This window comes from Streptomyces sp. NPDC127068, from assembly GCF_042724695.1.
GTDB lineage: Bacteria > Actinomycetota > Actinomycetes > Streptomycetales > Streptomycetaceae > Streptomyces.
This window is the reverse complement of record NZ_JBHXEN010000007.1, coordinates 47,791-69,498: the sequence shown is the minus strand read 5'-3', so window position 1 is coordinate 69,498 and position 21,708 is coordinate 47,791. Positions and strand designations below refer to the sequence as shown.

21 protein-coding genes and 1 riboswitch are annotated in these 21,708 nt (G+C 73.5%); of the genes, 13 read left to right on the top strand and 8 right to left on the bottom strand.

What is annotated here, in order from left to right:
• Positions 1 to 21: 21 nt before the first annotated feature.
• On the bottom strand, positions 22 to 714 hold the full coding sequence (locus tag ACFWIA_RS06130; RefSeq protein WP_387000878.1) for a DUF5995 family protein: 693 nt from the start codon (positions 712 to 714) through the stop codon (positions 22 to 24).
• Positions 715 to 901: 187 nt separating this feature from the next.
• Here ACFWIA_RS06130 and ACFWIA_RS06125 point away from each other — a divergent pair, with 187 nt between their 5' ends.
• Complete coding sequence (locus ACFWIA_RS06125) at positions 902 to 2,086, top strand: glycoside hydrolase family 6 protein (RefSeq protein WP_387000877.1); 1,185 nt, start codon at positions 902 to 904, stop codon at positions 2,084 to 2,086.
• 15 nt (positions 2,087 to 2,101) lie between these two features.
• Here ACFWIA_RS06125 and ACFWIA_RS06120 read toward each other — a convergent pair whose 3' ends face one another.
• The gene (locus tag ACFWIA_RS06120; protein WP_387000875.1) at positions 2,102 to 2,518 is read right to left on the bottom strand and encodes a hypothetical protein; all 417 of its coding nucleotides are present in this window, start codon (positions 2,516 to 2,518) and stop codon (positions 2,102 to 2,104) included.
• Between the two features lie 165 nt (positions 2,519 to 2,683).
• On the opposite strand from ACFWIA_RS06120, the gene ACFWIA_RS06115 reads away from it, so the two are divergent.
• Both ACFWIA_RS06115 and ACFWIA_RS06110 read left to right on the top strand, forming a co-directional pair.
• A complete protein-coding gene (locus tag ACFWIA_RS06115) occupies positions 2,684 to 2,914 on the top strand; it encodes a hypothetical protein (RefSeq protein WP_387000873.1) in 231 nt (76 codons plus the stop codon).
• Between the two features lie 84 nt (positions 2,915 to 2,998).
• Entirely contained in the window at positions 2,999 to 3,466 is a 468-nt protein-coding gene (locus ACFWIA_RS06110; protein WP_387000871.1) for a hypothetical protein, read from the top strand.
• Between the two features lie 37 nt (positions 3,467 to 3,503).
• Here ACFWIA_RS06110 and ACFWIA_RS06105 read toward each other — a convergent pair whose 3' ends face one another.
• Both ACFWIA_RS06105 and ACFWIA_RS06100 read right to left on the bottom strand, forming a co-directional pair.
• On the bottom strand, positions 3,504 to 4,922 hold the full coding sequence (locus ACFWIA_RS06105) for a uracil-xanthine permease family protein (protein WP_387000870.1): 1,419 nt from the start codon (positions 4,920 to 4,922) through the stop codon (positions 3,504 to 3,506).
• A gap of 181 nt (positions 4,923 to 5,103) precedes the next feature.
• On the bottom strand, positions 5,104 to 6,330 hold the full coding sequence (locus ACFWIA_RS06100) for an MFS transporter (RefSeq protein ID WP_387000868.1): 1,227 nt from the start codon (positions 6,328 to 6,330) through the stop codon (positions 5,104 to 5,106).
• Between the two features lie 229 nt (positions 6,331 to 6,559).
• Between ACFWIA_RS06100 and ACFWIA_RS06095 the strand changes: the two genes are divergently transcribed.
• On the top strand, positions 6,560 to 7,834 hold the full coding sequence (locus ACFWIA_RS06095) for an ROK family transcriptional regulator (protein WP_387000866.1): 1,275 nt from the start codon (positions 6,560 to 6,562) through the stop codon (positions 7,832 to 7,834).
• Here the strand turns inward: ACFWIA_RS06095 and ACFWIA_RS06090 are convergent.
• Positions 7,750 to 8,502, bottom strand: a complete 753-nt coding sequence (locus ACFWIA_RS06090) for an SDR family oxidoreductase (RefSeq protein ID WP_387000865.1) — start codon at positions 8,500 to 8,502, stop codon at positions 7,750 to 7,752. The genes ACFWIA_RS06095 and ACFWIA_RS06090 overlap by 85 nt on opposite strands.
• A gap of 476 nt (positions 8,503 to 8,978) precedes the next feature.
• A riboswitch (FMN riboswitch) is annotated at positions 8,979 to 9,109 on the top strand.
• 143 nt (positions 9,110 to 9,252) lie between these two features.
• Here ACFWIA_RS06090 and ribD point away from each other — a divergent pair.
• The 8 genes from ribD (at position 9,253) to ACFWIA_RS06050 (ending at position 15,459) form a co-directional block, all read left to right on the top strand.
• On the top strand, positions 9,253 to 10,404 hold the full coding sequence (gene ribD / locus ACFWIA_RS06085) for a bifunctional diaminohydroxyphosphoribosylaminopyrimidine deaminase/5-amino-6-(5-phosphoribosylamino)uracil reductase RibD (protein ID WP_387000863.1): 1,152 nt from the start codon (positions 9,253 to 9,255) through the stop codon (positions 10,402 to 10,404).
• Positions 10,405 to 10,406: 2 nt separating this feature from the next.
• A complete protein-coding gene (locus ACFWIA_RS06080) occupies positions 10,407 to 11,009 on the top strand; it encodes a riboflavin synthase (protein WP_387000861.1) in 603 nt (200 codons plus the stop codon).
• Positions 11,006 to 11,659, top strand: a complete 654-nt coding sequence (locus ACFWIA_RS06075) for a nicotinamide riboside transporter PnuC (protein ID WP_387000859.1) — start codon at positions 11,006 to 11,008, stop codon at positions 11,657 to 11,659. The genes ACFWIA_RS06080 and ACFWIA_RS06075 overlap by 4 nt, the downstream gene beginning before the upstream one ends.
• Complete coding sequence (locus ACFWIA_RS06070; protein WP_387000857.1) at positions 11,656 to 13,017, top strand: bifunctional 3,4-dihydroxy-2-butanone-4-phosphate synthase/GTP cyclohydrolase II; 1,362 nt, start codon at positions 11,656 to 11,658, stop codon at positions 13,015 to 13,017. The genes ACFWIA_RS06075 and ACFWIA_RS06070 overlap by 4 nt, the downstream gene beginning before the upstream one ends.
• 90 nt (positions 13,018 to 13,107) lie before the next feature.
• A complete protein-coding gene (gene ribH / locus ACFWIA_RS06065) occupies positions 13,108 to 13,593 on the top strand; it encodes a 6,7-dimethyl-8-ribityllumazine synthase (protein ID WP_387000855.1) in 486 nt (161 codons plus the stop codon).
• Positions 13,594 to 13,653: 60 nt separating this feature from the next.
• On the top strand, positions 13,654 to 13,926 hold the full coding sequence (locus tag ACFWIA_RS06060; RefSeq protein WP_033275136.1) for a phosphoribosyl-ATP diphosphatase: 273 nt from the start codon (positions 13,654 to 13,656) through the stop codon (positions 13,924 to 13,926).
• 148 nt (positions 13,927 to 14,074) lie between these two features.
• Positions 14,075 to 14,923 (top strand): ATP phosphoribosyltransferase, encoded by an 849-nt coding sequence (gene hisG / locus ACFWIA_RS06055; RefSeq protein ID WP_387000852.1) that lies wholly within the window; start codon positions 14,075 to 14,077, stop codon positions 14,921 to 14,923.
• Between the two features lie 14 nt (positions 14,924 to 14,937).
• Positions 14,938 to 15,459, top strand: coding sequence for a PH domain-containing protein (locus ACFWIA_RS06050; protein WP_387000850.1), 522 nt, complete (start codon positions 14,938 to 14,940; stop codon positions 15,457 to 15,459).
• A 43-nt stretch (positions 15,460 to 15,502) separates the two neighbouring features.
• Here the strand turns inward: ACFWIA_RS06050 and ACFWIA_RS06045 are convergent, their stop codons facing one another.
• Entirely contained in the window at positions 15,503 to 17,365 is a 1,863-nt protein-coding gene (locus tag ACFWIA_RS06045; protein WP_387000848.1) for an AAA family ATPase, read from the bottom strand.
• Between the two features lie 477 nt (positions 17,366 to 17,842).
• The gene (locus ACFWIA_RS06040; RefSeq protein ID WP_387000846.1) at positions 17,843 to 18,520 is read right to left on the bottom strand and encodes a uridine kinase; all 678 of its coding nucleotides are present in this window, start codon (positions 18,518 to 18,520) and stop codon (positions 17,843 to 17,845) included.
• 172 nt (positions 18,521 to 18,692) lie between these two features.
• On the opposite strand from ACFWIA_RS06040, the gene ACFWIA_RS06035 reads away from it, so the two are divergent.
• A complete protein-coding gene (locus ACFWIA_RS06035; RefSeq protein ID WP_387000845.1) occupies positions 18,693 to 20,039 on the top strand; it encodes a C39 family peptidase in 1,347 nt (448 codons plus the stop codon).
• An 18-nt stretch (positions 20,040 to 20,057) separates the two neighbouring features.
• Here the strand turns inward: ACFWIA_RS06035 and ACFWIA_RS06030 are convergent, their stop codons facing one another.
• Positions 20,058 to 21,563, bottom strand: coding sequence for a M1 family metallopeptidase (locus tag ACFWIA_RS06030; RefSeq protein WP_387000843.1), 1,506 nt, complete (start codon positions 21,561 to 21,563; stop codon positions 20,058 to 20,060).
• Positions 21,564 to 21,708 lie beyond the last annotated feature (145 nt).

Here is a 21,708-nt window from a genome sequence, read left to right as displayed (position 1 = left end):
CGGGTCGTCCCCCGGCCGGCCTCAGCGGGACGGGGTCAGCAGACAGCGGGACACGAGGCCGACCGCCGCGTCCAGCCGGGCGGCGGTCTCGTCACCGAGCTCCGGCAGCCGGCGCAGCGCCCACAGGCAGCGGGCCGAGGACCAGGCGGCGTCCCGCGCCCGCTCCAGGCTCCACGCCCCCGCCAGGTGGGTGAGCGGATCCGCTAGCTCCAGCAGGTCGGGGCCCGGCATCAACTCCTCGCGCACCTGCTCCTCCAGGGCCACGAGCAGCTCGCCGACCCGGTCGAACTCGTCCTCCAGGTCGGCGGGTTCGCAAGCGAGCGTACGGCAGGTGTCCACCACGGCCAGCGCCAGATCGTGCCCGATGTGCGCATTGACGCCCGCCAGCGCGAACTGAACCGGACGTACCCCGGGATGCCGGCGGAACTGGAACAGCGGCTGCCAACAGGCCGGCGGACGCTCCCCCTCCTCCACCGCCCGCACCGCCACCAGGTACCGCCGGGCGAAGAGGACGGCCAGGGTGGTCGCGGCCCGCCGGTCGGGGAAACCACCGCCGTGGATGTCCCGGCCGACCCGCTCGGTGACGGTCAGGTAGACGCCGTTGAAGACCGACACCCCGTCTCCCGGCGGCCACTGCGCACCGAGCGCGCGCATGGCCCGGACCACCGCGTCCACCCCGTGCTTCGGTGCGGGGAACTCCGTCAACCGTGTCATGGCGGCAGCGTCCCAGCTCTAGGCTGTCCCGGGTGCCGATGGGCCGGGGCTTCCCCGGAACGGGGGAACGGTCGTACGGCACCGGGGGAGGGGAGGCGCCGTGCCCGGTGCGCACGCGAGGCGACCCGGCGGACGGGCGGGTGCGACCCGCCGTCCGCGTCGACGGCACGGACGGCACCGGACCGCGATGGTGCTTGCCGCCTCGGCCGTCGCCCTGCTCGGTACGGTCGCCGGCACGCTCGACGCGCTGCGGGAGCGCGGCGGTCCGGCGCATGAGGCGCGGCCCCGGATCACCTCCACCCCGATCGTCCCGCCACCCCCGGTCGAACCGCCGCCGTCCCCCTCGCCCCGGCGCTCCGCCCCACCGGACGAGACCGCGGCCCCGGACCCCACCACCACCCCGTCGGCCACCGCGAGCCGCACCCCGCGCCCGTCGGCACCGACCGGGTCCGCCCCCGCGCGCCCCGCGACCCGTGCGCCCGCCACCCGGAAGGCACCCGCGTCCACCGGGCTCTACCGTCACCCCGAGTCCCAGGTGCTGGACTGGGTACGGGCCAACCCCGGTGACCCCCGGGTCGCGGCCATCCGGTCCCGGATCGCGGAGCGTCCCGCCGCCGTCTGGTTCGCGGACTACACGCCCACCAACATCACCGTCCGGGTGCGGGCCGTGACCTCGGGCGGATCGGACAGCGGACGGGTCCCGGTGCTGGTCCCGTACACGATCCCCGACCGCGACTGCGGCGGAGCCTCCCAGGGCGGCGCCCCCGACACCGCCGCCTACGACGACTGGATCGACCGGTTCGCCGCCGGGCTCGGCGACGACGAGGTCATCGTCGTCCTCGAACCCGACGCGGTCGCCCTGGCCGACTGCCTGTCGGACGACGCCCGCGAACGGCGCTACCGGTCCCTGGCCCGGGCCGGTCGGGTCCTGAAGGAGGCCAATCCACGGGCCCGGGTCTACTTCGACGCCGGTCACTCCGGCTGGCACGCCCCCGAAACCATCGCGGCCCGACTGCGCGAGGCGGGGGCCGGATCGGCGGACTCCTCGGACGGGATCTTCACCAACGTCTCCAACTTCCACCGCACCGCCGACGAGAACGCGTTCGCCCGGGCCGTGCTGGACGCCCTCGACGGGGCCCCCGGTCTCGGTGCCGTGGTCGACACCAGCCGCAACGGCAACGGCGCCCCCACCGACGGCGCCTGGTGCGATCCGGCTGGCCGTGCGCTGGGCCGTCCGCCGACCCTGAACACGGGGGAGCCCCGCGTCGACGCGTACCTGTGGGTCAAGCTGCCCGGCGAGTCGGACGGCTGTCGGGGCCGACCGGGGACGTTCACCCCGGCGTACGCCTACGAACTCGCCACCGGAGGCTAGGCCGTTGCACCGGTGCTACGTGCTGGCGATCTCCTTCTTGAGCCGGTGGGTGAAGCGACGCAGGAGGTCCAACGTCTCCTGGAACTCGGCCCTACGGTCGTCGCTGCCGTCGGTGGGCCGGGTGCTCCAGACCCGACGCGCAAGGGCGTCGGCGAGGTCGACGGTGTCGTCGGCGCAGAGCAGGTAGAGGGCCGAGCGCGCTTCCTGCATCCGGTCCGCCAACTCGTTGGCCCCGGGGCCGTCGTCGCTGAGCCGGGTCTCCTTCAGGTGGTCCAGGAGTTGGACCACTGCCGTGTTGAAGCCGATTCCGGCCTTGAGCTTCTGCTCGCGGAGCCACATGCGGTCCTGTCGGCGCGCGGTGAACCACGAACCGAGCAGGACGCCCACGAGGCCGATGGCGGCCCCGATGGCCACGGACAGCACGTTCCCCACGGTCAACTCCCCCCGACGTCAGTGACGTCAGGCTACCGAGAGGTCGAAGCCCCCCCCGCACGCGAAAGGGCGCGGGACGCCAGCACCGTCGATATCGGCTCGCGCGACGCCCCGCGGCCGAGCACCATGGGCCTGCGCACGGGAGACCTCCGGGAGGCGGGGCACATGGCAGCGGCACACGGGTTCGCGTTCGAGGAACGCGGCGACGGCTCCGTGGAGATACGGCACCACGGGCGGTCGGCGACCGTCCTCCGGGGTGCCCGGGCCGCGCGGTTCCTCCAGGAGGCGGCGGCCGGTGACCACCAACGGGTCATGGCCCGCTGGACGGGCAACTACCGGCGCGGCAACGAACGGACCGCCCGCCACCACCCGCGCAACACGCACGGCCGGGGATAGGGTTTCCCCGCGCGCGGACCGCACGCGGGCCGGGCCTACTGTGGGCTCCACACTTGACAGCACGCACCACGGGGGCGCGGGGACATGGCGGACGACGGACGGGCGAACGAGCCGACGACACCGGGGGTGAACTTCCCGCTGTGGGCCGCCGCCCTGGTGGCGGCGGCAGCCATGGCCGTGGGCATCGCGGGCTTCTACCACCTGGGCGCGGAGCACAGCGCACGGGGACGGGGCGTGAACATCGCCGACGGGCCCGGGAAGGGCTGGTACACCTTCGCCGCCGTGGTCGGGCTGTGTTGGCTCGCGGCGATCGCCCACACCGTCCTGCGGTTCCTCGAAGGCGAGCAGTTGGACCGTGACCTGCTGGCGCCGCTCGTCTTCACCACTCCGCTGGGAGCGGGCGTCGGAGCGGGTCTGCTGCTGTCGCTGGGACAGGAGCAGCGGCACTGGGAGGGCGCCCGCAACCTGGTGATCGGGGGGATCGCCCTGCCCCTGCTCCTGTGGTCGTGGGACCGCTTCCTGCGGCGGCGCAGCAGCCGACGGGGGGCCTGACCGACCGGACGGGCGCGCTGCGGACACCGTCGTGCGGCTACCCCCGGCGCGGGGTGTCGCCGTCCGCGCCGTCCGACCGGCGAGGAGCCTCGTCGTACGTCGACGTCCCGGAGTCCAACAGCGGCTCCTGCGCCTTGAGGTGGGCCGGGGCCAGGGCGCGCAGCGCGTGGTAACCGGTGATGACGACGATGGTGCCCAGGGCGATGCCGCTGAGGGAGAACGTGTCGGAGAACTCCAGCGAGACGTTGCCGACGCCGATGATGATGCCCGCGGCGGCCGGCACCAGGTTCAGCGGATTGCGCAGGTCCACCCCCGCGTTGATCCAGATCTGCGCACCGAGCAGCCCGATCATCCCGTACAGGATGACGGTGATCCCGCCGAGCACCCCGCCGGGGATCGCCGCCACCACCGCACCGAACTTGGGGCACAGCCCGAACAGCAGCGCGAAGGCCGCCGCCGCCCAGTAGGCGGCCGTCGAGTAGACCCGGGTCGCGGCCATGACGCCGATGTTCTCCGAGTACGTGGTGTTGGGCGGGCCGCCCACGACGGTGGATAACATCGACGCGGCGCCGTCGGCGGAGATCGCGGTGCCCAACTTGTCGTCCAGCGGATCACCGGTCATCTCGCCGACCGCCTTCACATGGCCCGCGTTCTCGGCGACGAGCGCGATGACCACCGGCAGCGCCACCAGCACCGCCGACCACTCGAACGACGGCCCGTGGAACGACGGCAGTCCGATCCAGTCCGCCCCGCCCACCGCCGACAGGTCGAGCCGCCAGTGGTCGACGACCTTCCCCGAGCCGTCGTTCGAGTGGATCATGCCGAAGACCCGGTCGAACAGCCAGGAGATCCCGTACCCGAAGAGCAGCCCCAGGAAGATCGCGATACGGGACCAGAAACCCCGCAGGCACACCACCGCGGCGCCGGTGAACAGCATCACCAGCAACGCGGTCCACTGGTCCTGCGGCCAGTAGGTGGTGGCGGTGACCGGTGCCAGGTTGAAACCGATCAGCATCACCACGGCGCCCGTGACGATCGGGGGCATCGCCGCATGGATGATCCGCGCACCGAACCGCTGCACCGCGATGCCCACCAGGAACAGCGCCACGCCGACCACGAACACCGCCCCGGTCACCGTCGCGCTGGTGCCGCCCTGCGCCCGGATCACGGCCGCCACCCCGACGAAGGACAGCGAGCAGCCCAGGTAGCTGGGCACCCGGCCCTTGGTCGCCAGCAGGAAGATGGCCGTCGCCACCCCGGACATCATGATCGCCAAATTCGGGTCAAGACCCATCAAAACTGGCGCTACGAACGAGGCGCCGAACATGGCCACCACGTGCTGCGCACCCAGGCCGAAGGTCCGTGGCCAGGAGAGCCGTTCGTCCGGTCGGACGACGGCGCCCGGGGCGGGGGTCCGCCCGTCGCCGTGCAGCTTCCAGCGCACACCGAGGTCCATGGAGAGGTCACTTTCTGTCCGTACGCCGGGATGATCGGGGACATGCTAAAGGTCCCGGGATCGCCCGGTCCCGGCGGCATGGCGCCGGCGCGGTCCCCGCACCCGGCTGCCCGGCATCCGGGCGCCCTCCTGCTCCCGACCAGCGGCGCGGGAGCAGGAGGGCGCGGGTGCGGCCCCTCGGTCAGGGCTTCGGGGCCGGGGTCGCTGCGCTCGGCGAGTCGACCCGGGGGCGGGTGGTGCGGTCGGCCGTCCGGAGCACGCCCGCGAGGGCGATCAGCCCGAAGGCCAGCGCCGTGACCAGCCCGAACGACACCACCAGGCTCGTCAGATCGGCGAGCGCCCCGACGGCGGACGGTGCGAGCAGGCTCGACGAGTAGGTGACGGTGGCGACGCCCGCGATGGCCATGCTGGCGTTCGGCCCGCTGCGTCCGGCCGCGGCGAACGCCAGCGGCACGACCACGGCGACCCCCAGCCCGAGCAGGGCGAACCCGCTCATGGCCACCGCCGGATGGTGCGAGGTCACGACCATCAGTCCGCCGACCGTGGCGAGAGCGCCGCCCGCCCGCACGGTCCGCACCGCGCCGAAGCGGTCGACGATCCGGTCGCCCGCCAGCCGGGCCGCCGCCATGGTCAGGGTGAAACCGGTGGTGCAAGCGGCGGCCAGCCCCGGCGAGGCGTCCAGGACGTCCCGCAGGTAGACGGCCGACCAGTCGAGGCTCGCGCCCTCGACGAAGACCGCGCAGAAGCCGACGGTGCCGATGAGCAGGGCCGACCGGGGCGGCAGCGCGAACCGGGGCGGCGGCTCCTCGTCCACCGTGGGCCGCACGTCCAGCACCCCGCGGCAGGCGGCGAGGCCCAGCAGGGTGAGGACGGCCGCCGCCAGGACGTGGTGCACGCGTGCGTCGGTGCCCAGGTGCGCGGCGAGGGTGCCGCCGACCGAACCGATCAGGGCGCCCACGCTCCACATCCCGTGCAACCCGGACAGGATGGACCGGTCGAGCCGGGTCTCCAGGTCGACGCCCAGCGCGTTCATCGTCACGTCCGACATCCCGGAGGTGGCCCCGTAGACGAAGAGCGCCACGCACAGGGTCGCCAGGTTCGGGGCGAGCGCGGGCAGGGCCAGCGACAGCGTCCACAGGGCCAGCAGCCCGCGCAGTGCGGCGCGTGCGCCGAACCGGTGGCCGATCCGGCCGGCCAGGGGCATCGCGAGGGCCGCGCCGATCGCGGGGAAGGCGAGGGCGAGCCCCAACTGGCCGGCGCTCACCCCTGCGTGGTCCTGGATCCACGGCACCCGGGTCGCGAACGATCCGGTGACCGCGCCGTGCACGCAGAACACGGCGGCCACCGCGTACCGGGCGCGTCGAACCGCCGTCGTGACCTGGGCCGTCGAGGCCCCCTTGCTCGCCATTCGGTGTTGCCTCCCGCTGTGCCCGGCCCGCGGGCCGGCCCCATGGTCGACGGCCGGTCGACCGTCGTGGCCGTCCGTTCGGAGCGGCCGGGCGTAAACTATCAGGAACCTTGCCTGATAAATAGATGGTGTCGTCCGCGGCTGTCGTCTACAGCTACGGGGCCGGCGACGGAACGGCAGGACAGGACGGCCGGCGACCCGCCGGCCGGCGTCTGGAAGGATCGACCGCATGCCCGCATCACCGAGCACGGCCCGCGCCATCAACGACCGGCTCGCGCTGAGCCTCCTCCAGAGCGAGGGCCCCCTGACGGCCGGGCAGCTCAAGCAGCTCACCGGCCTGTCCCGGCCCAGCGTCGCCGACCTGGTCGAGCGGCTCCAGCACAGCGGCCTGGTCACCGTCGTCGGCGAGTCCGGCGCCCAACGGCGCGGCCCGAACGCCCGGCTGTACGGGATCGTCGCCGACTACGCGCACCTGGCCGCGCTCGACGTCCGCAAGCAGAGCGTCTCCGTGCTCGTCTCGGACCTCGTCGGCCAGGTGGTGGCCCAGGCGTCGGCCCCCGTCACCGGCGACCCCCGGACGGCCGCCGCCCGGGCCGTCGCCCTCGTGGAGCGGACCGCCGAGCAGGCCGGGGCCACCGCGCTGCACAGCGTGGGGGTCGGCGCGCCGGGCCTCGTCGACCCGTCCACCGGCGAACTGCGCAACGGCAGCGGCCTGCCCACCTGGCACCACGGCCTGATGACGGCCCTTCAACAACGCCTCCGGGCCCGGGTGATCGTCGAGAACGAGACCAACCTCGCCGCCCTGGCCGAACAGCGGGAGGGCGCCGCGCGGGACCGCGACACCTTCGTCCTGCTCTGGCTCAGCCACGGGGTCGGCGCCGCGATCGTCCTGGACGGAGCCCTGCGCCGGGGCGCCTCCGGCGGTGCCGGCGAGATCGGGTTCCTCCCCGTGCCCGGCACCGACGGCCTGCCGTCCGTCCACTCCTGCGGCGGCGGCTTCCACGACCTCGCCGGGTCCGGCGCCGTCGTCGACCTCGCGACCCGGTACGGAATCACGGCCGCCGCCGTCGCCCACGAGCCGCCCGCCGCCGCCCTGGTCCGGGCGGCGGTCGCCGGGGCGCCACCGGCCGGACCCGCCGCGCTGCCCGGCGGCGCCGACGCCTTCCTCGACGCGCTGGCCGCCCGGATCGCCGTGGGCACGGCGGCGGTCACCGCCGTGCTCGACCCCGGCTGCGTCGTGCTCGGCGGCGAGGTGGGCCGCGCCGGGGGAGCGGACCTGGCCGCCCGGGTCGGCGCCCGCATCGCCGCGCTGACCCCGCTGCGCACCGAGGTCCGTCCCGGTGAACTGGGCGGCGCCGCGGTCCTGCGCGGCGCCCTGTTCACCGCCCGGGACGCCGCACAGGACGAGTTGTTCTCCCCTCAGCCCGTCTTCGACGGTGCGAGGACCCTGGTCAGGAACGCCTCGAACGTCTCCCGCCCCACCGCCCGGTCCGGGGTCAGATGACCACCCGCGCGTAGCGCCCGCGCCACCTTCCCGGGCAGCGGCACCCGCACGATGCGCCGGCGCCGCCCGCTCGCCGCCAGGTACGCCTCGGCCAACGCGCCGAGGTCCCGCACCTGCGGCCCGCCCAGCTCGGGCACCCGGCCGGCCGGTGCCCCGTCCGCCAGTTCGGCCAACCGGTCCGCGACCTCGCCGGACCCGATCGGCTGATCGGCCACCCCGGCCGGGACGAACATCACCGGCGGCTTGGCCAGGGCCGTCAGCAGGGTGAGCACCAGATCGTGGAACTGCGTCGTCCGCAGGATCGTCCAGCCGGTACCGGACGCCTCGACCAGCCGTTCCACGGCCCACTTCGTCCGGTAGTACCCGAGCGGCACCCGGTCGACCCCGACGATCGAGATGTAGACGAGGTGCCCCACCCCCGCCCGCCGGACGGCTTCGACCAGGCGGCGGGCGGCGACCTCGTCCCCGCGCTGCCCGCTCGCGCAGTGCACGACCACGTCCGCCCCGCGCAACGCCTCGTCCAGCGGACCGGTCCCCTTGACCAGGTCCACCGCGTACGGCCGGGCGCGCCGGCTCACCACCCGCACCTCGTGCCCCGCCGCCCGCAGCCGGTCCACCACCTGCCTGCCGAGCGTTCCCGTACCGCCGGTCACCACCGTCGTGGTCATCGCGCACCCGCCTTCCGCTGCCGTCGACGTCCCGAACGGAACGCCCTCACCAGTCACGACGGACCCGGGGCCGCACCTGTGACATCCACGCCGACGCACCCCCCGATCGGCGGACGCACCTGCGCGGGGCGGCACGGTGCAGCGGGGACGTGTGCGGGGGTCGTCGCGGCTCGACGGAGGCAGGACCGCCATGGACCCGGCGGCGGGCAAGGGCCGTAGACTCCGCCGCCGGGCGCTCCGTCGAACGCTGGCCGCGTCCGAGGGCAGGGCTCCTCCTTGGGGGTGACGCAGAGAGTAGGGAGCCCTCCACAGCTCCGTCAATAGCCGGGCGCATCGCCCAAGTCGACTGTCCGGAAATTGAGTTGCCGCCGGGGGCGGACATCGCGAACGCCCGGGCGCCCCCTTGTGAGCCAGTCCACAACCACTCGCCCGCATGGCCCGCCGGCGAGCGTGGCAGACTGGTTGCGTACCAGCAGCAGCGCACTCCGGGGTCGGTGAAAGTCCGAGCCGGCGGTTAAAGTCCGCGACCCGGTCACCTCCAGTGACCGGTTGACCAGGTGAAATTCCTGGACCGACGGTGAAAGTCCGGATGGGAGGCAGTGCGCGCGGGCGAGCACGTCAGGTGTGCGCCGAGGTCCGGTGCCGTCCTTTCCACGGACGGTCACGACCCCGTGCCCCCGGTGTGTCACGTCCGTCTTCTGTCGTCCTCGACAGCCCCGGAGTCCGTGCCCGAAGAGGCAGGAGGACCCGGTGGCCACCGCAGCCGAAGCAGCCGCCATGCGGCGCGCCGTCGCGCTCGCCGCGCACGGACTCGGCCACACCAGCCCCAACCCCGTCGTCGGGTGCGTCCTCATCGACGCCCGCGGCGAACCGGTCGGCGAAGGCCACCACCAGCGTGCCGGAGGCCCGCACGCGGAGGTGCACGCCCTGCGCGCGGCCGGCGACCGGGCCCGCGGCGCCACCGCCGTGGTCACCCTCGAACCCTGCGACCACACCGGCCGCACCGGCCCCTGCTCCCGGGCCCTCCTGGCCGCCGGGGTGACCCGGGTCGTCTACGCCGTGGCCGACCCCACCCCCGATGCGACCGGCGGCGCGGACACCCTGCGCGCAGCCGGCGTCGAGGTGGAAGGGGGGCTCCTCGCCGCCGAGGCCGAGACGGTGAACGCCGCCTGGCTGACCTCGGTGCGGCACGGACGCCCCCACGTCACCTGGAAGTACGCCGCCACCCTCGACGGCCGGACCGCCGCCGCCGACGGCACCAGCCGGTGGATCAGCTCGCCGCAGGCCCGGGCCGACGTGCACCGGTTGCGTGCCGAGTCCGATGCCGTCGTCGTCGGCGCGGGCCCCGCCCGGGCCGACGACCCCCATCTCGCCGTCCGCGGGATCGCGGGCGCCCGCCAGCCGCTGCGGGTCGTCCTCGACACCTCCGGCACCGCGGTGCGCCCCGGCGCCCGGGTCCTGGACCCCACGGCGCCCACCCTGATCGCCGTGGCCGAGGACGTCACCGCGACGCCGTTCACCAACGAGGGCGCCACGCAGCCGGCGGTCGTCCGGCTCCCCCGCGCCGAAGGGGGCCTGTCCGTCCCCGCCCTGCTCGCCGACCTGCACGCCCGGGGCGTGCGGTCCGTGCTGCTGGAGGGCGGGTCGCGACTCGCCGGAGCGTTCGTCGCCGCCGGCGCCGTGGACCGGGTGATCGGCTATCTCGCCCCGGTCCTGCTCGGAGCCGGGCCGGCCGTCCTGAACGGCGCAGGAATCACCACCCTCGTCGAAGCGTTGCGCCTCGACATGAACGAGACCGTCCCGGTGGGAGCCGACCTCCGGATCACCGCGACGCCCGCTTCCCCCGCCCCTTCCGGGCCCGCCCCAGCCGCCGTTCCTCCCGCGCACACGAAGGAGCACTGACCGTGTTCACCGGAATCATCGAAGAACTCGGCGAGATCACCGCAGTCCAGGAGCTCGGCGACGCCTCCCGCTTCCGTCTGCGCGGTGCCGTCGTCACCCAGGACGCGGGGCACGGCGACTCGATCGCGGTCAACGGCGTCTGCCTGACCGTCGTGGAGCTGACCGGTGACGAGTTCACCGCCGACGTCATGGCCGAGACCCTGAAGCGGTCGAGCCTCGGCGCCCTCGCCGTGGGCTCCCGGGTCAACCTGGAACGGCCCACCGCGGTCGGCGCCCGACTCGGCGGCCACATCGTGCAGGGCCACGTCGACGGCACCGGGACGGTCCTGGCGCGGGAGCCCTCCGAACACTGGGAGATCGTCCGGATCTCGCTGCCCCGGGAGCTGGCCCGCTACGTCGTGGAGAAGGGCTCCATCACCGTCGACGGCGTCAGCCTCACCGTCGTGGAAGCGGGCGACGAGCACTTCACCGTCAGCCTCATCCCGACCACCCTCGACCTGACCACGCTCGGCATCAAGCGCCCCGGCGACCCGGTCAACCTGGAGGTCGACGTGATCGCCAAGTACGTCGAGCGGCTGCTCGGGGCCCGCGGAGAACAACGATGAGCGGCCTCGGCTGGCTCCAGTCCACCGCGTTCACCGCCTTCGACCAGCGGGTCATCTGGTCGGACCTGATCGGCAACTCCGTCGGACTGGTCGCCCTGGCGCTCGGCTGGCGCCGTTCGCTGTGGACCTGGCCCGTGCAGCTGCTCTCCGGCGTCATCCTCGTCGCCGCGTACGCCCACGCCGAACTCGCCGGTGGCGTCGGCAAACAGCTCCTCGTCATCGGGGTCGCCCTGTGGGGCTGGCGCCAGTGGACGCACGGCAGGCAGCAGACCGGTGACGGCTCCCTCGCCGTCCGCTTCGCCACCTGGAAGGAACGGGGACTGCTGCTGGGCGGCACCGCGCTCGGCACCCTCGCCGTCGGCCTGCTCTTCACCACCGTGCCCGAACTGTCGTGGAACCCGTGGCCCGACGCGTACATCTTCGTCGGCACCCTGGCCGCGATGGTCGCCCAGGCCCGGGGCCTGGTGGAGTTCTGGTTCGCCTGGATCCTCGTCGACGTCGTCGGCGTCCCCCTCGCCTTCTCCAGCGGGCTCGCCTTCTCGGGCCTGGTCTACGTCGTCTACTTCGCCCTCGCCCTGTGGGGCATGCGCGACTGGTGGCTGCGGTCCCGAGCGACTGCGCAGCCCCCTCTGAAAGGAGTCCCCGCATGAACGGCCACCCGGCATCCGGCACCACCCTCCCCGGACGACACCTCCCGCCCGGCTGGCCCGCCGACGCCACCGGGGGGAGCGACACCGCGCTGGGCCCCGACGACGAGCGGTTGACCCTCGATCCGGTGGAGCGGGCGATCGCGGACATCGCCGCGGGCCGCCCCGTGGTGGTGGTGGACGACGAGGACCGCGAGAACGAGGGCGACCTCGTGCTGGCCGCCGAGAAGGCCACCCCCGAGATCGTCGCCTTCATGATGAGCGAGTGCCGGGGCCTGATCTGCGCCCCGATGGAGGGCGTCGAACTGGACCGCCTCCAACTGCCGCAGATGGTCGACGAGAACACCGAGTCCATGCGGACCGCGTTCACCGTCTCCGTCGACGCCGGCGCCGCGCACGGCATCACCACCGGGATCTCCGCCGCCGACCGCGCCACCACCCTGCGGCTCCTCGCCGACGGGACCTCCGCGCCCGGCGAGTTCGTCCGGCCCGGCCACGTCTTCCCGCTGCGCGCCCGCCCCGGCGGCGTGCTCGCCCGGGACGGTCACACCGAGGCCGCCGTCGACCTGGCCCGGCTGGCCGGACTGCGGCCCGCCGGGGCCATCGTGGAGATCGCCGGCGAGGACGGCCGGATGCTGCGGCTGCCCGAACTCGTCCCGTTCGCCCGCAAGCACGGCCTGTCGATCATCTCCATCGCCGACCTGATCGCCTACCGCCGGACCACCGAAGCACCCGCCGTGCGCCGCGAGGCCGCGGTACGACTGCCCACCGCGCACGGGGACTTCACGGCCTACGGGTACCGCGCGACCGCCGACGGCGTCGAGCACCTCGCCCTGGTGTACGGGGAGGTCGGCGACGGCGAGGACGTCCTCGTACGGGTCCACTCCGAGTGCCTCACCGGAGACGTCTTCCAGTCCCTGCGCTGCGACTGCGGACCGCAGTTCCAGGCGTCGATGGAACGGGTCGCCGCCGAGGGCCGCGGCGTCGTCGTCTACCTGCGCGGGCACGAGGGCCGCGGCATCGGCCTGATGTCCAAGCTGCGCGCCTACGAACTCCAGGAGCGCGGCCACGACACCCTCGACGCCAACCTCGAACTGGGGCTGCCCGCCGACGCCCGCGACTACGGCGCCGGCGCCCGCATCCTCAAGGACCTCGGCGTGCGCAGCCTGCGGTTGCTCACCAACAACCCCGAGAAGACCGACGCCCTGGTGCGGCACGGTCTCGCCGTCAACGGACGCGAACCCGTGCCCGTGCAGGCCGGTGAACACAATCTGCGCTACCTGCGCACCAAGCGGGACCGCATGGGGCACGACCTCCCCTGGCTGGACGCCCCCGTCACCCGGGCCTGCGCCAACCAGTGACATCCGGGGCACGCCCCGACACCCTGAAGGACCCGCAGCACCCGCACGACGTCAGAGCAGTACGAGCCCCACGAGAATCAGGAGCAGCGCGTGAGCGGCAAAGGCGCACCCGAACTGAGCGTGAAGAACTGCGGCGACCTGCGGGTCGCCGTCATCGCGGCCCAGTGGCACGAGACGGTGATGGACGGACTGGTCGAGGGCGCCTTGCGGGCCCTTCGGGAACTGGGCATCGACGAGCCCACCCTGCTGCGCGTCCCGGGCAGCTTCGAACTGCCCGTGGTCGCCAAGGTGCTCGCCGGCCGCGGTTACGACGCGATCGTGGCCCTCGGGGTGGTCATCCGTGGTGGCACCCCGCACTTCGACTACGTGTGCCAGGGCGTCACCCAGGGCCTCACCCAGGTCGCGGTGGACTCCGGTGTCCCGATCGGGTTCGGGGTCCTGACCTGCGACACGGAGGAACAGGCACTCGACCGGGCGGGGATCGAGGGCTCCCGCGAGGACAAGGGCCACGAGGCCGTCACCGCCGCCGTCGCGACCGCGGCGACCCTGCGCACGGTCGCCGAGCCCTGGCGCTGACCCCGGTGTCCACGGGCCGTTAGGGGGAGCCCGGGCGGGTCCCGTAGAGTGGTCCGCACCATGTCCAAGAAGACGTTCGAGGAGCTGTTCACGGAGCTCCAACACAAGGCCGCCCACGGTGATCCGACCACCTCACGCACCGCCGAACTCGTCGACAAGGGTGTCCACGCGATCGGCAAGAAGGTCGTCGAGGAGGCCGCCGAGGTCTGGATGGCCGCCGAGTACGAGGGCAAGGAAGCCGCTGCCGAGGAGATCTCGCAGCTGCTCTACCACGTCCAGGTGATGATGGTCGCGCGCGGGATCTCCCTCGACGACGTGTACGCCCATCTGTAGAGCGCGCGCCGCCCGGCGCGCGCTCGGCCACCGCCCCGCGCGCCCGGGCGACGGACCCCTTCCGGCCCGTCGCCGTCCTCGCGCCTGACGCACACCCCGCACCGCTGACGCACACCCCACCGCTGCCACACGTAAAGGAACTGGCCTCATGCTGCGCATCGCCGTCCCCAACAAGGGTTCACTGTCCGGACCTGCGTCGGCGATGCTCCATGAGGCCGGCTACCAGCAGCGACGGGAGTCCAAGGAACTCGTCATCGTCGACCCGGACAACGAGGTCGAGTTCTTCTACCTGCGCCCCCGCGACATCGCGATCTACGTCTCCTCCGGTCGTCTCGACATCGGCATCACCGGTCGCGACCTCCTGGTGGACTCCGGCGCCAACGCCGAGGAGATCCTGCCGCTCGGCTTCGCCCGCTCCACCTTCCGGTTCGCGACCCGCCCGGGCACGGCCGCCGGCGTCACCGACCTCGGCGGACTGACCGTCGCCACCTCCTACGAGGGCATCGTCGCCAAGCACCTCGCGGACAACGGCATCGACGCCTCGGTGGTGCACCTCGACGGTGCCGTGGAGACCGCGATCGAGCTCGGGGTGGCCCAGGTCATCGCCGACGTCGTGGAGACCGGCACCTCCCTGCGCAACGCCGGCCTCGAAGTGATCGGCGAGCCGATCATGACCTCCGAGGCGGTCGTCATCCGTCGCACCGGCGCCACCACCGAAGAGCCCAAGGCACAGCAGTTCCTCCGCCGGCTCCAGGGCGTCCTGGTCGCCCGGAGCTACGTGATGATGGACTACGACTGCCGCGCCGAGCACCTGGAGGAGGCCGTCGCCCTCACTCCGGGTCTGGAGTCCCCGACCGTCTCCCCGCTGCACAACGAGGGCTGGGTCGCCGTCCGCGCCATGGTGCCCGCCAAGGAAGCCCAGCGGATCATGGACGACCTGTACGAGCTCGGTGCGCGGGCCATCCTCACCACCGCCATCCACGCCTGCCGCCTCTGAAGAAGACCGAGACCATGTCCGACACCCCCGCACCGGCCCCCGGCACCCCGTCCCCGGCGAACCAGGACGGGCCCCCGGCCGCAGCGGTCGCCGCCCCGGCCCTGCCGGCCCTCCCGGTCACCTTCCGCCCGTCCCTGATCCGGGTGATCCTGCTGGGCTCGGGCGTCGCGATCCTCGCCGTCCTCACGGTGATCGCGTTCATCCTGCCGCAGCTCAGCCCGGGGGAGCGCACCAGCTTCGTCTTCACCGGTGTCCTCTGCTTCGGCGTGCTCGCGCTGCTCGGCCGCCCCAAGATCGTCGCCGACGAACAGGGGCTGACAGTCGTCAACGTCGCCTCGTCGCGACGGCTGGAGTGGGCCCAGGTCATCCAGGTGAACCTGCGCCCCGGTGACCCCTGGGTCTTCCTCGACCTCAGCGACGGCACCAGCCTCCCCGCCATGGGCATCCAGCCCGGCATGGCCCGCGAACGCGCCATCGGCGACGCCCGCACCCTGCGGGCCCTCGTCCAGGACCGGGCAACGGGCCACCGCGCCTGATCCGTCGGGACGGGGACCCGTCCGGCCGTTCCGCCGGCCCGGATCAGGCCCCGGCCAGGGGCTTGCCGGGCCCCCGTCCCGACAGGACCTCCCCGTACGCCTGCATCAGATCGGGCAGCCGCAGGGTCGCGAGATCGTCCCGGCTCGGCGTGCACGTGTAGCCGGACAATCTGAGGTCCCGGTACGCGCAGCTCTTCTCGTACAGCGTGCGCAGGAAGCGGCCGTTGCCCAACTCGTCGATCCAGCCCTGGTCCACCACATGGCCGCTGATGGAACGCAGTTCGTCCACCGCTTCCTCGTCCCAGGCGTCACCGTTCTCGGCCGCGAGCACCTGACCGATCGCGGTGAGTTCCAGGGGACGGTACGAGGGGAAGTCCACCCGCGTGGTGAAACGTGACGACAGCCCCGGGTTGGCGGCGAGCAGCCGGTCCATGCCCTCCGGATAGCCCGCGAGGATCACCACCAGGTGGTCGCGGTTGTCCTCGGCCCGCTTGAGCAGGACCTGGAGCGCCTCGTCCCCGTACGCGTCCCCCTTGCCGTACCCGGAGTTGGACAGTGCGTACGCCTCGTCCAGGAAGAGCACCCCGCCGATCGCGGAGTCGATCAGCTCGTTCGCCTTCACCGCCGTCTGTCCCAGGTACTCGCCGACCAGGTCGGCGCGCTGCGCCTCCACCAGGTGGTCCCCGCCGAGCAGCCCGAGGGCGTAGAAGACGCGGCCCAGTATTCGGGCGACCGTGGTCTTGCCGGTGCCGGAGGGGCCGGAGAACACGAAGTGCCGTTTCGGCGGCTGCACCGGCAGACCCTGGCCGGCCCGTAGCCGTGCCATGTTCAGCTGCGCGGACAGGGCTTTGACCTGGCGCTTCACCGGATCGAGGCCCACCATGCGCTCCAGTTCGGCGAGCGCGTCCGCGAGGAGCGAGGGATCGGCCGCCGGGGTCGAAGGGCGGTGCGGGGAGGGCCCCGCGGCCTTCTCCCGGACGGGGTCCCCGAGCCCCGGCGCCCCACCGACGGCGGGGTCCGAGGGCGGTTCGCCCACCTTCACGTCCCGGCCTTCGGCGTCGAACAGGGGGTCGGGCCCCACGGCGCTCTCCGGAGCGGGCACCGGCAGCGAGAAGGGCGCGAGGTCGAGGACGTCGTCGAAGCCCTCCCCCTCGGCGATCGCCGCGAGCCGGGCCGAAGTGTCCATGAACGCCGGGTCCACCCGGTGCACGGCCCGGTACAGCGGGAGCGCCGCCGCGCTGCGACCGGTGCCCTCCCGGGCCCTGGCCAGCCAGTACCGCAGCTCCTTGCGCTGCGGCTGCTCGCTGCGGCACCGCATCAGCGCCGCCGACAGCAGCGGCTCGGCCTGGCCGAACATCTCCAGCCGCACCCGGGCCATCCCGCCGAACAGTCCCGCCTCGATGCCGAGCAGCGGATCGTCGAGGAGCGGGTCGGTGTGGCGCACCAGCCGCTCCCAGTCCTTCACCAGATAGGAGCGGCAGGCGTGCAGGAACCGCACCTGCGGGTCGGCGTCGACCGGCGGTAGTCCGGCGAGGGCCCGGTCCAACTCGGGCACGTGGCGCCCGTCGAGCCAGTGCGAGGCGTGCGCGAGCAGCAGGTCCCGGGGCCGTTCGAGCACCGGTTGCACCCACCAGCCCAACCAGTACCAGGAGTTCAGGGTGCGCCGGTGTCGGGAACGCTGCTCGCCGAAGCGCTCGCGGTGCTGGTACATGCGCAGCAGTGCCGTGGTGGTGTCCACCCGGAGCGCATGCAGACCCAGCCATCCGTCGGCCAACCCCGGGTCCATCCGTACGGCCGTCCTGAATTCCTCTTCCGCCTGTGGATACGCCCCCATCGTGTAGGCGTCCACACCGCGTAGCCACGCTAGTTCCGCCGGGGCCGGAGCGCCCTGGGTGCCGAAGTCCATCACGTCCCCCACAAGCCGTGCCCCCGATGATGTGCCGGTTCTCGCCGGTGCCGGTCGGTACCGGCCATTGACAGTTCAAGTTCCCCTGTCGACCCGTGTGGAACCGCTGTGCCGTGGACGGAAGTTGAGCCGGTGCGTGAGCCGCCGTCCGTTGGTCGCACCGCACGCATCGTACCTGCGCGGCGCGGCTGGATCTAAGGGTGCCCGCAATGCCGGTTCCGTGCAGGGGGCGTGCGAGGGGCGCACGCGATGGTGACCGACGGTGAGCGTCCGGCATCGGTCCGCGCCCGGAAACATGTGAACGAAGGGGGTGTTCCCGGGCAGAACGAAGCCCCCGATCACGGGGGAACAACCGGGGGCTTCGCGACTACGGGCGACCCGAAGGCCGCACAGAGAGAACGTAAGACCTGCACGGCCCCCGGTCAAGCGCAGCGGAAGCTCTGACGAAAACCGCTTTCCGGGCATCCCCGAGCACTCCTATTGAGCCTCACGCTCAGTGACGGATTGACGCGGTCTTGACGTCCCGACTGCCTCAGTGGGCCCACCAGTTGATGCCGGCCCCGCACTCACCTCGTACCCCAGCGCTCCCTGGCGCACCACGAGATCGGCGAAGGGCAGCGTCGGATCCACCGCGAAGTGCTCCTGCTCGGCGGCGACCCAGCGCTCCCAGAAGGAGTGCTGGGCGGGCCCGTCCCGTCGTCGGCCGCGCTGCCAGGCGGCCCCGCGCTCGTACTCCATCCACACCACGCGGGCCAGCTCCGGGCGGAGGTCCCGTCGTCCGGCACCCACCCCCTCCAGCAGCACCACCGGCGCGGGCGCGAGGCTCCGGGGCGTGCCGAACGCGCGGGCGTTCCAGTCGTAGGGCGCGTACCGGGCGGGCTCCCCCCGTCCCAGCGGCGTCATGACCTGCCGCTGCAACCGGTCCGTCCAGGCGAAGAGTTCGGTGTGCGTGGCGAAGTCGTCCAGGTGCAGCACGGGGGCGCCGTCGAGGGCCTCGGCGAGCACGGCGGCGAAGGTCGTCTTGCCCGATCCCGCGTGCCCGTCGACCGCGATCAGTCGGACCGGGCCGCAGGACGGCGGCAGCAGGGTCAGGTCCGCGGCGAGCCGGCGCACCGCGGCCGACGCGGCACCGGGGGCAGGCACGGGCACGGTCATCGCCTCCAGGGTACGACGGTGCCGCATTGCTCCGGTCGGGCGCGGTGGCCCCCGCCGGCCCCGTCGTCGCTGGTCGGGACCGGGTGGCCCGGGCGATAGTGGTCGGACGGCGGCGCGGACCTGGCCGCCCGTGTCCGACGGCACCAGGCACCGACCGGGGGTTCCCTCTTCCATGACCGCACCCGAAGGAACCTCCCGCCGTACGGTGCTGACCGCCGCCTGCGCCGCCGTCACGGCGACCACGGCCGCTGCCGATCCCCACCCGGCGCCCCGGGCCGTGGCCCCCGCACGGCCGGTGGCCCACCACAGCTGGACCTCGTGCGCCGACTGGGCGCAGGGCACCGCCCGGGGCACCCGCGTCGTGGACGCCGTCCACCCCCATCTGGCGATCGACGCTCCCACCGGCCGCACCGAGCGCACCGACCCCCGCACCGGCCGGTCCACGACCTGGGAGCACGCGGTGTGGACCGGCCCCGAGCAGGCCCTGGCCGTACCGGCGAGCGAGGTGATCCCCTCCTGGAACGCGCACACCCCGCCCGGGACGTGGCTCCGGGTGGAACTGCGCGGCACCTACGCCGACGGCTCCCGGACCCCGTGGTACCTGATGGGCGACTGGGCCGCCGGCGACGGGGACGTCACGCGCACCTCGAAGAACGGCCAGCGCGACGGCCGCACCGCGGTGCACACCGACACCCTCGCCGTCACCGACCCCGGCACCCGGCTGGTCGCCTGCCGGGCGAGGCTCACCCTGTACCGCACCCCGGGGAGCCGACCGGGCCCGCTGGTGCGGCGCCTCGGGCTGACGGTCAGCGACCTGCCCGACCGGTTCACCGTGCCGCCGGCGCCACCCGCCCTCCCCGGAGTCCACCGGGAGCTGCGCCTTCCCCGCTACGCACAGACCGTGCACGCCGGCCGCTTTCCCGAGTACGACAACGGGGGCGAGGCCTGGTGTTCGCCCGCCGCCTCCCAGATGGTGCTGGAGTACTGGGGGCGCCGCCCGACGGCCCGCGACCTCGCCTGGGTCGACCCGGCCTACGACGATCCGCAGATCTGCCACGCGGCGCGCGCCACCTACGACCACGCGTACGGAGGCTGCGGGAACTGGTCCTTCAACGCGGCCTACGCGGCCTCCTACCCGGACATGACGGCCGTGGTGGCCCGGCTCACCTCGCTGGGCGAACTGGAGGGCCTGATCGCCGCGGGCGTTCCGGTGATCACCTCGCTGTCCTTCCGGGCCGAGGAACTGACCGGCGCGGGTTACGGCACCCCCGGGCACCTGATGGTCGTCGTGGGGTTCACCGCCGACGGCGAGGTGATCGCCCACGACCCCTCGTCCCCCTCGAACGCGGAGGTCCGGCGGGTCTACCGGCGACGCGAGTGGGAGAACGCCTGGCTGCGGACCCGGCGGTACGGCAGCACCGGCAAGGAGCTCACCGGATCGGGCGGGGTCGCCTACCTCTTCGTCCCGGCGGACGACGAGGAGCGGCGCCGGGCCCTGGCCGCGGTGGGCATCCGCTGACCCGGCGCCCGCGCCGGATCAGCGGGTGACCACCCAGTCCGGGTGCCCCGGCATCGCCGGCGTCCGACCGCCGTACAACCACGGCCGCAGGAACGCCCCCATGTCCTCGTCCGTGACCTCGGAGGCCAGCGCGATGAACTCCCGGGTTCCGGCGATCTCCCCCCGGTACCGCTGCGCCCACTCCCGCTCGATCGTCCGGAACGCGGCGTCGCCCACCTGCTGGCGCAGTGCGTACAGCACCAGCGCGGAGCCGTCGTAGCGCATCCGCTTGAACAGGTTCGGCTCGGTCGGTTCGGCGGGCGCCCCGAAGTCCCTGCGCCACTGGTCGTGTTGTGCGTACGCCGTCTTCATCGCGGCCTCCAGGGCGGTGCCGCCGTGGTCCTGCGAGTACAGCCGTTCGTAGAAGCGCGCGTGCCCCTCGCTGAGCCAGAGGTCGGACCAGGTGCGGATGCCGTTGCTGTTGCCGAACCACTGGTGGGCCAGCTCGTGCACCAGGGTCCGTTCGGCGGCGACCCGATCGCCCAGCAGATCGGCCTTGGGCACCAGCGACAGCGTCTGGGTCTCCAGGGCCACCCCGAGGTCGGTGTCCCCGACGAGGACCCCGTACTGCTCGAAGGGGTAGGGGCCGAGCCGTTCCTCCAGCCAGTCCAGATGGGCGGCGGTCAAGGCGCGGTAGCGCTCGGTGGACTCCACCAGGGCGTCCGGGACGACGTCCCGGATCGGAAGCCCCCGCGGGCCCTCGTCCTCGACGAACGTGAACTGGCCGACGGCGAGTTGGGCGAGCTGCACGGCGAGCGGCTGCGGGGAGTCGTACGTCCAGCGGGCCCGTCCGTCGGCCTGCTCGGTGCGCCCGGTCAGCCGACCGTTCGCGGCGGCTTCGACCCCGGGCGGGGTGGTGATCCGGAAGGTGAGCCGGGCCCGTCGGCTCGGATGGTCGTCCGCGGGGAAGAGCATCCGGGCGCCGTTGGGCTGTGGATACACGACCGTGCCGTCCGGGGTGGGGATCCACCCGTAGTCCTCGATGGCGTCGGTGCGGTGCCGGGTCTGCGTCGGATCGGCGGTGTACCGGACCACGACGGTGAAGGCGCTGCCCTCGGCGAGCGGACGCGACGGGGTGACGACGAGTTCGTCGCCGTCCCGCTCGGCGCGGGCGGGTGCCCCGTCGACGGTGACGGACCGCAGGGTGTTGCCCGCGAAGTCGAGGTGGAAGCGGGACAGGTCCTGGGTGCTGCGCGCGGTGATCGTCGCGGTGGCCGGGAACGCGGTGCGCGGGGCCTTCCAGTCCAGGTCGACGAGGTAGTGGCTCACCCGGTAGCCGCCGTTGCCGTCCAGCGGGAACAGCGGGTCGCCCGCCCCCGGTGCCCCCGGGGTGGCGGCCCGGGCCCCGGGACCGGACGTCGTGGCCAGGGAGGTCGGGCCCGTCAGGGTCGCGAGGCCGGTCAGGGCCGTCAGGGCGGCGATGACGGTCGTCCGCCCGTGGCGGCGCCGTGTCCGGTGTGCGTGCCGTGCGGCGATCGGTGTCACGGGGAACCCTCCGTCGGTCGGTGCCTCGGACGAGCGGCGCCGCACGGAGGTCAGCCGGGCGGCGCGGTCCGCTCGCACGGTAGACACGTGCCGGGGCGACGGCGTTGCACGGCGGGCCGGCACGTTGGAGCGCGGCCGACCGGCG

Excerpts from the sequence above, each read along its gene's own strand:
- ACFWIA_RS06130 (WP_387000878.1), bottom strand. The coding sequence starts at position 714 with ATGACACGGTTGACGGAGTTCCCCGCACCGAAGCACGGGGTGGACGCG.
- ACFWIA_RS06125 (WP_387000877.1), top strand. The coding sequence starts at position 902 with ATGGTGCTTGCCGCCTCGGCCGTCGCCCTGCTCGGTACGGTCGCCGGC.
- ACFWIA_RS06115 (WP_387000873.1), top strand. The coding sequence starts at position 2,684 with ATGGCAGCGGCACACGGGTTCGCGTTCGAGGAACGCGGCGACGGCTCC.
- ACFWIA_RS06110 (WP_387000871.1), top strand. The coding sequence starts at position 2,999 with ATGGCGGACGACGGACGGGCGAACGAGCCGACGACACCGGGGGTGAAC.
- ACFWIA_RS06105 (WP_387000870.1), bottom strand. The coding sequence starts at position 4,922 with ATGGACCTCGGTGTGCGCTGGAAGCTGCACGGCGACGGGCGGACCCCC.
- ACFWIA_RS06100 (WP_387000868.1), bottom strand. The coding sequence starts at position 6,330 with ATGGCGAGCAAGGGGGCCTCGACGGCCCAGGTCACGACGGCGGTTCGA.
- ACFWIA_RS06095 (WP_387000866.1), top strand. The coding sequence starts at position 6,560 with ATGCCCGCATCACCGAGCACGGCCCGCGCCATCAACGACCGGCTCGCG.
- ACFWIA_RS06090 (WP_387000865.1), bottom strand. The coding sequence starts at position 8,502 with ATGACCACGACGGTGGTGACCGGCGGTACGGGAACGCTCGGCAGGCAG.
- ACFWIA_RS06075 (WP_387000859.1), top strand. The coding sequence starts at position 11,006 with ATGAGCGGCCTCGGCTGGCTCCAGTCCACCGCGTTCACCGCCTTCGAC.
- ACFWIA_RS06070 (WP_387000857.1), top strand. The coding sequence starts at position 11,656 with ATGAACGGCCACCCGGCATCCGGCACCACCCTCCCCGGACGACACCTC.
- ACFWIA_RS06060 (WP_033275136.1), top strand. The coding sequence starts at position 13,654 with ATGTCCAAGAAGACGTTCGAGGAGCTGTTCACGGAGCTCCAACACAAG.
- hisG (WP_387000852.1), top strand. The coding sequence starts at position 14,075 with ATGCTGCGCATCGCCGTCCCCAACAAGGGTTCACTGTCCGGACCTGCG.
- ACFWIA_RS06050 (WP_387000850.1), top strand. The coding sequence starts at position 14,938 with ATGTCCGACACCCCCGCACCGGCCCCCGGCACCCCGTCCCCGGCGAAC.
- ACFWIA_RS06045 (WP_387000848.1), bottom strand. The coding sequence starts at position 17,365 with ATGGACTTCGGCACCCAGGGCGCTCCGGCCCCGGCGGAACTAGCGTGG.
- ACFWIA_RS06040 (WP_387000846.1), bottom strand. The coding sequence starts at position 18,520 with ATGACCGTGCCCGTGCCTGCCCCCGGTGCCGCGTCGGCCGCGGTGCGC.
- ACFWIA_RS06035 (WP_387000845.1), top strand. The coding sequence starts at position 18,693 with ATGACCGCACCCGAAGGAACCTCCCGCCGTACGGTGCTGACCGCCGCC.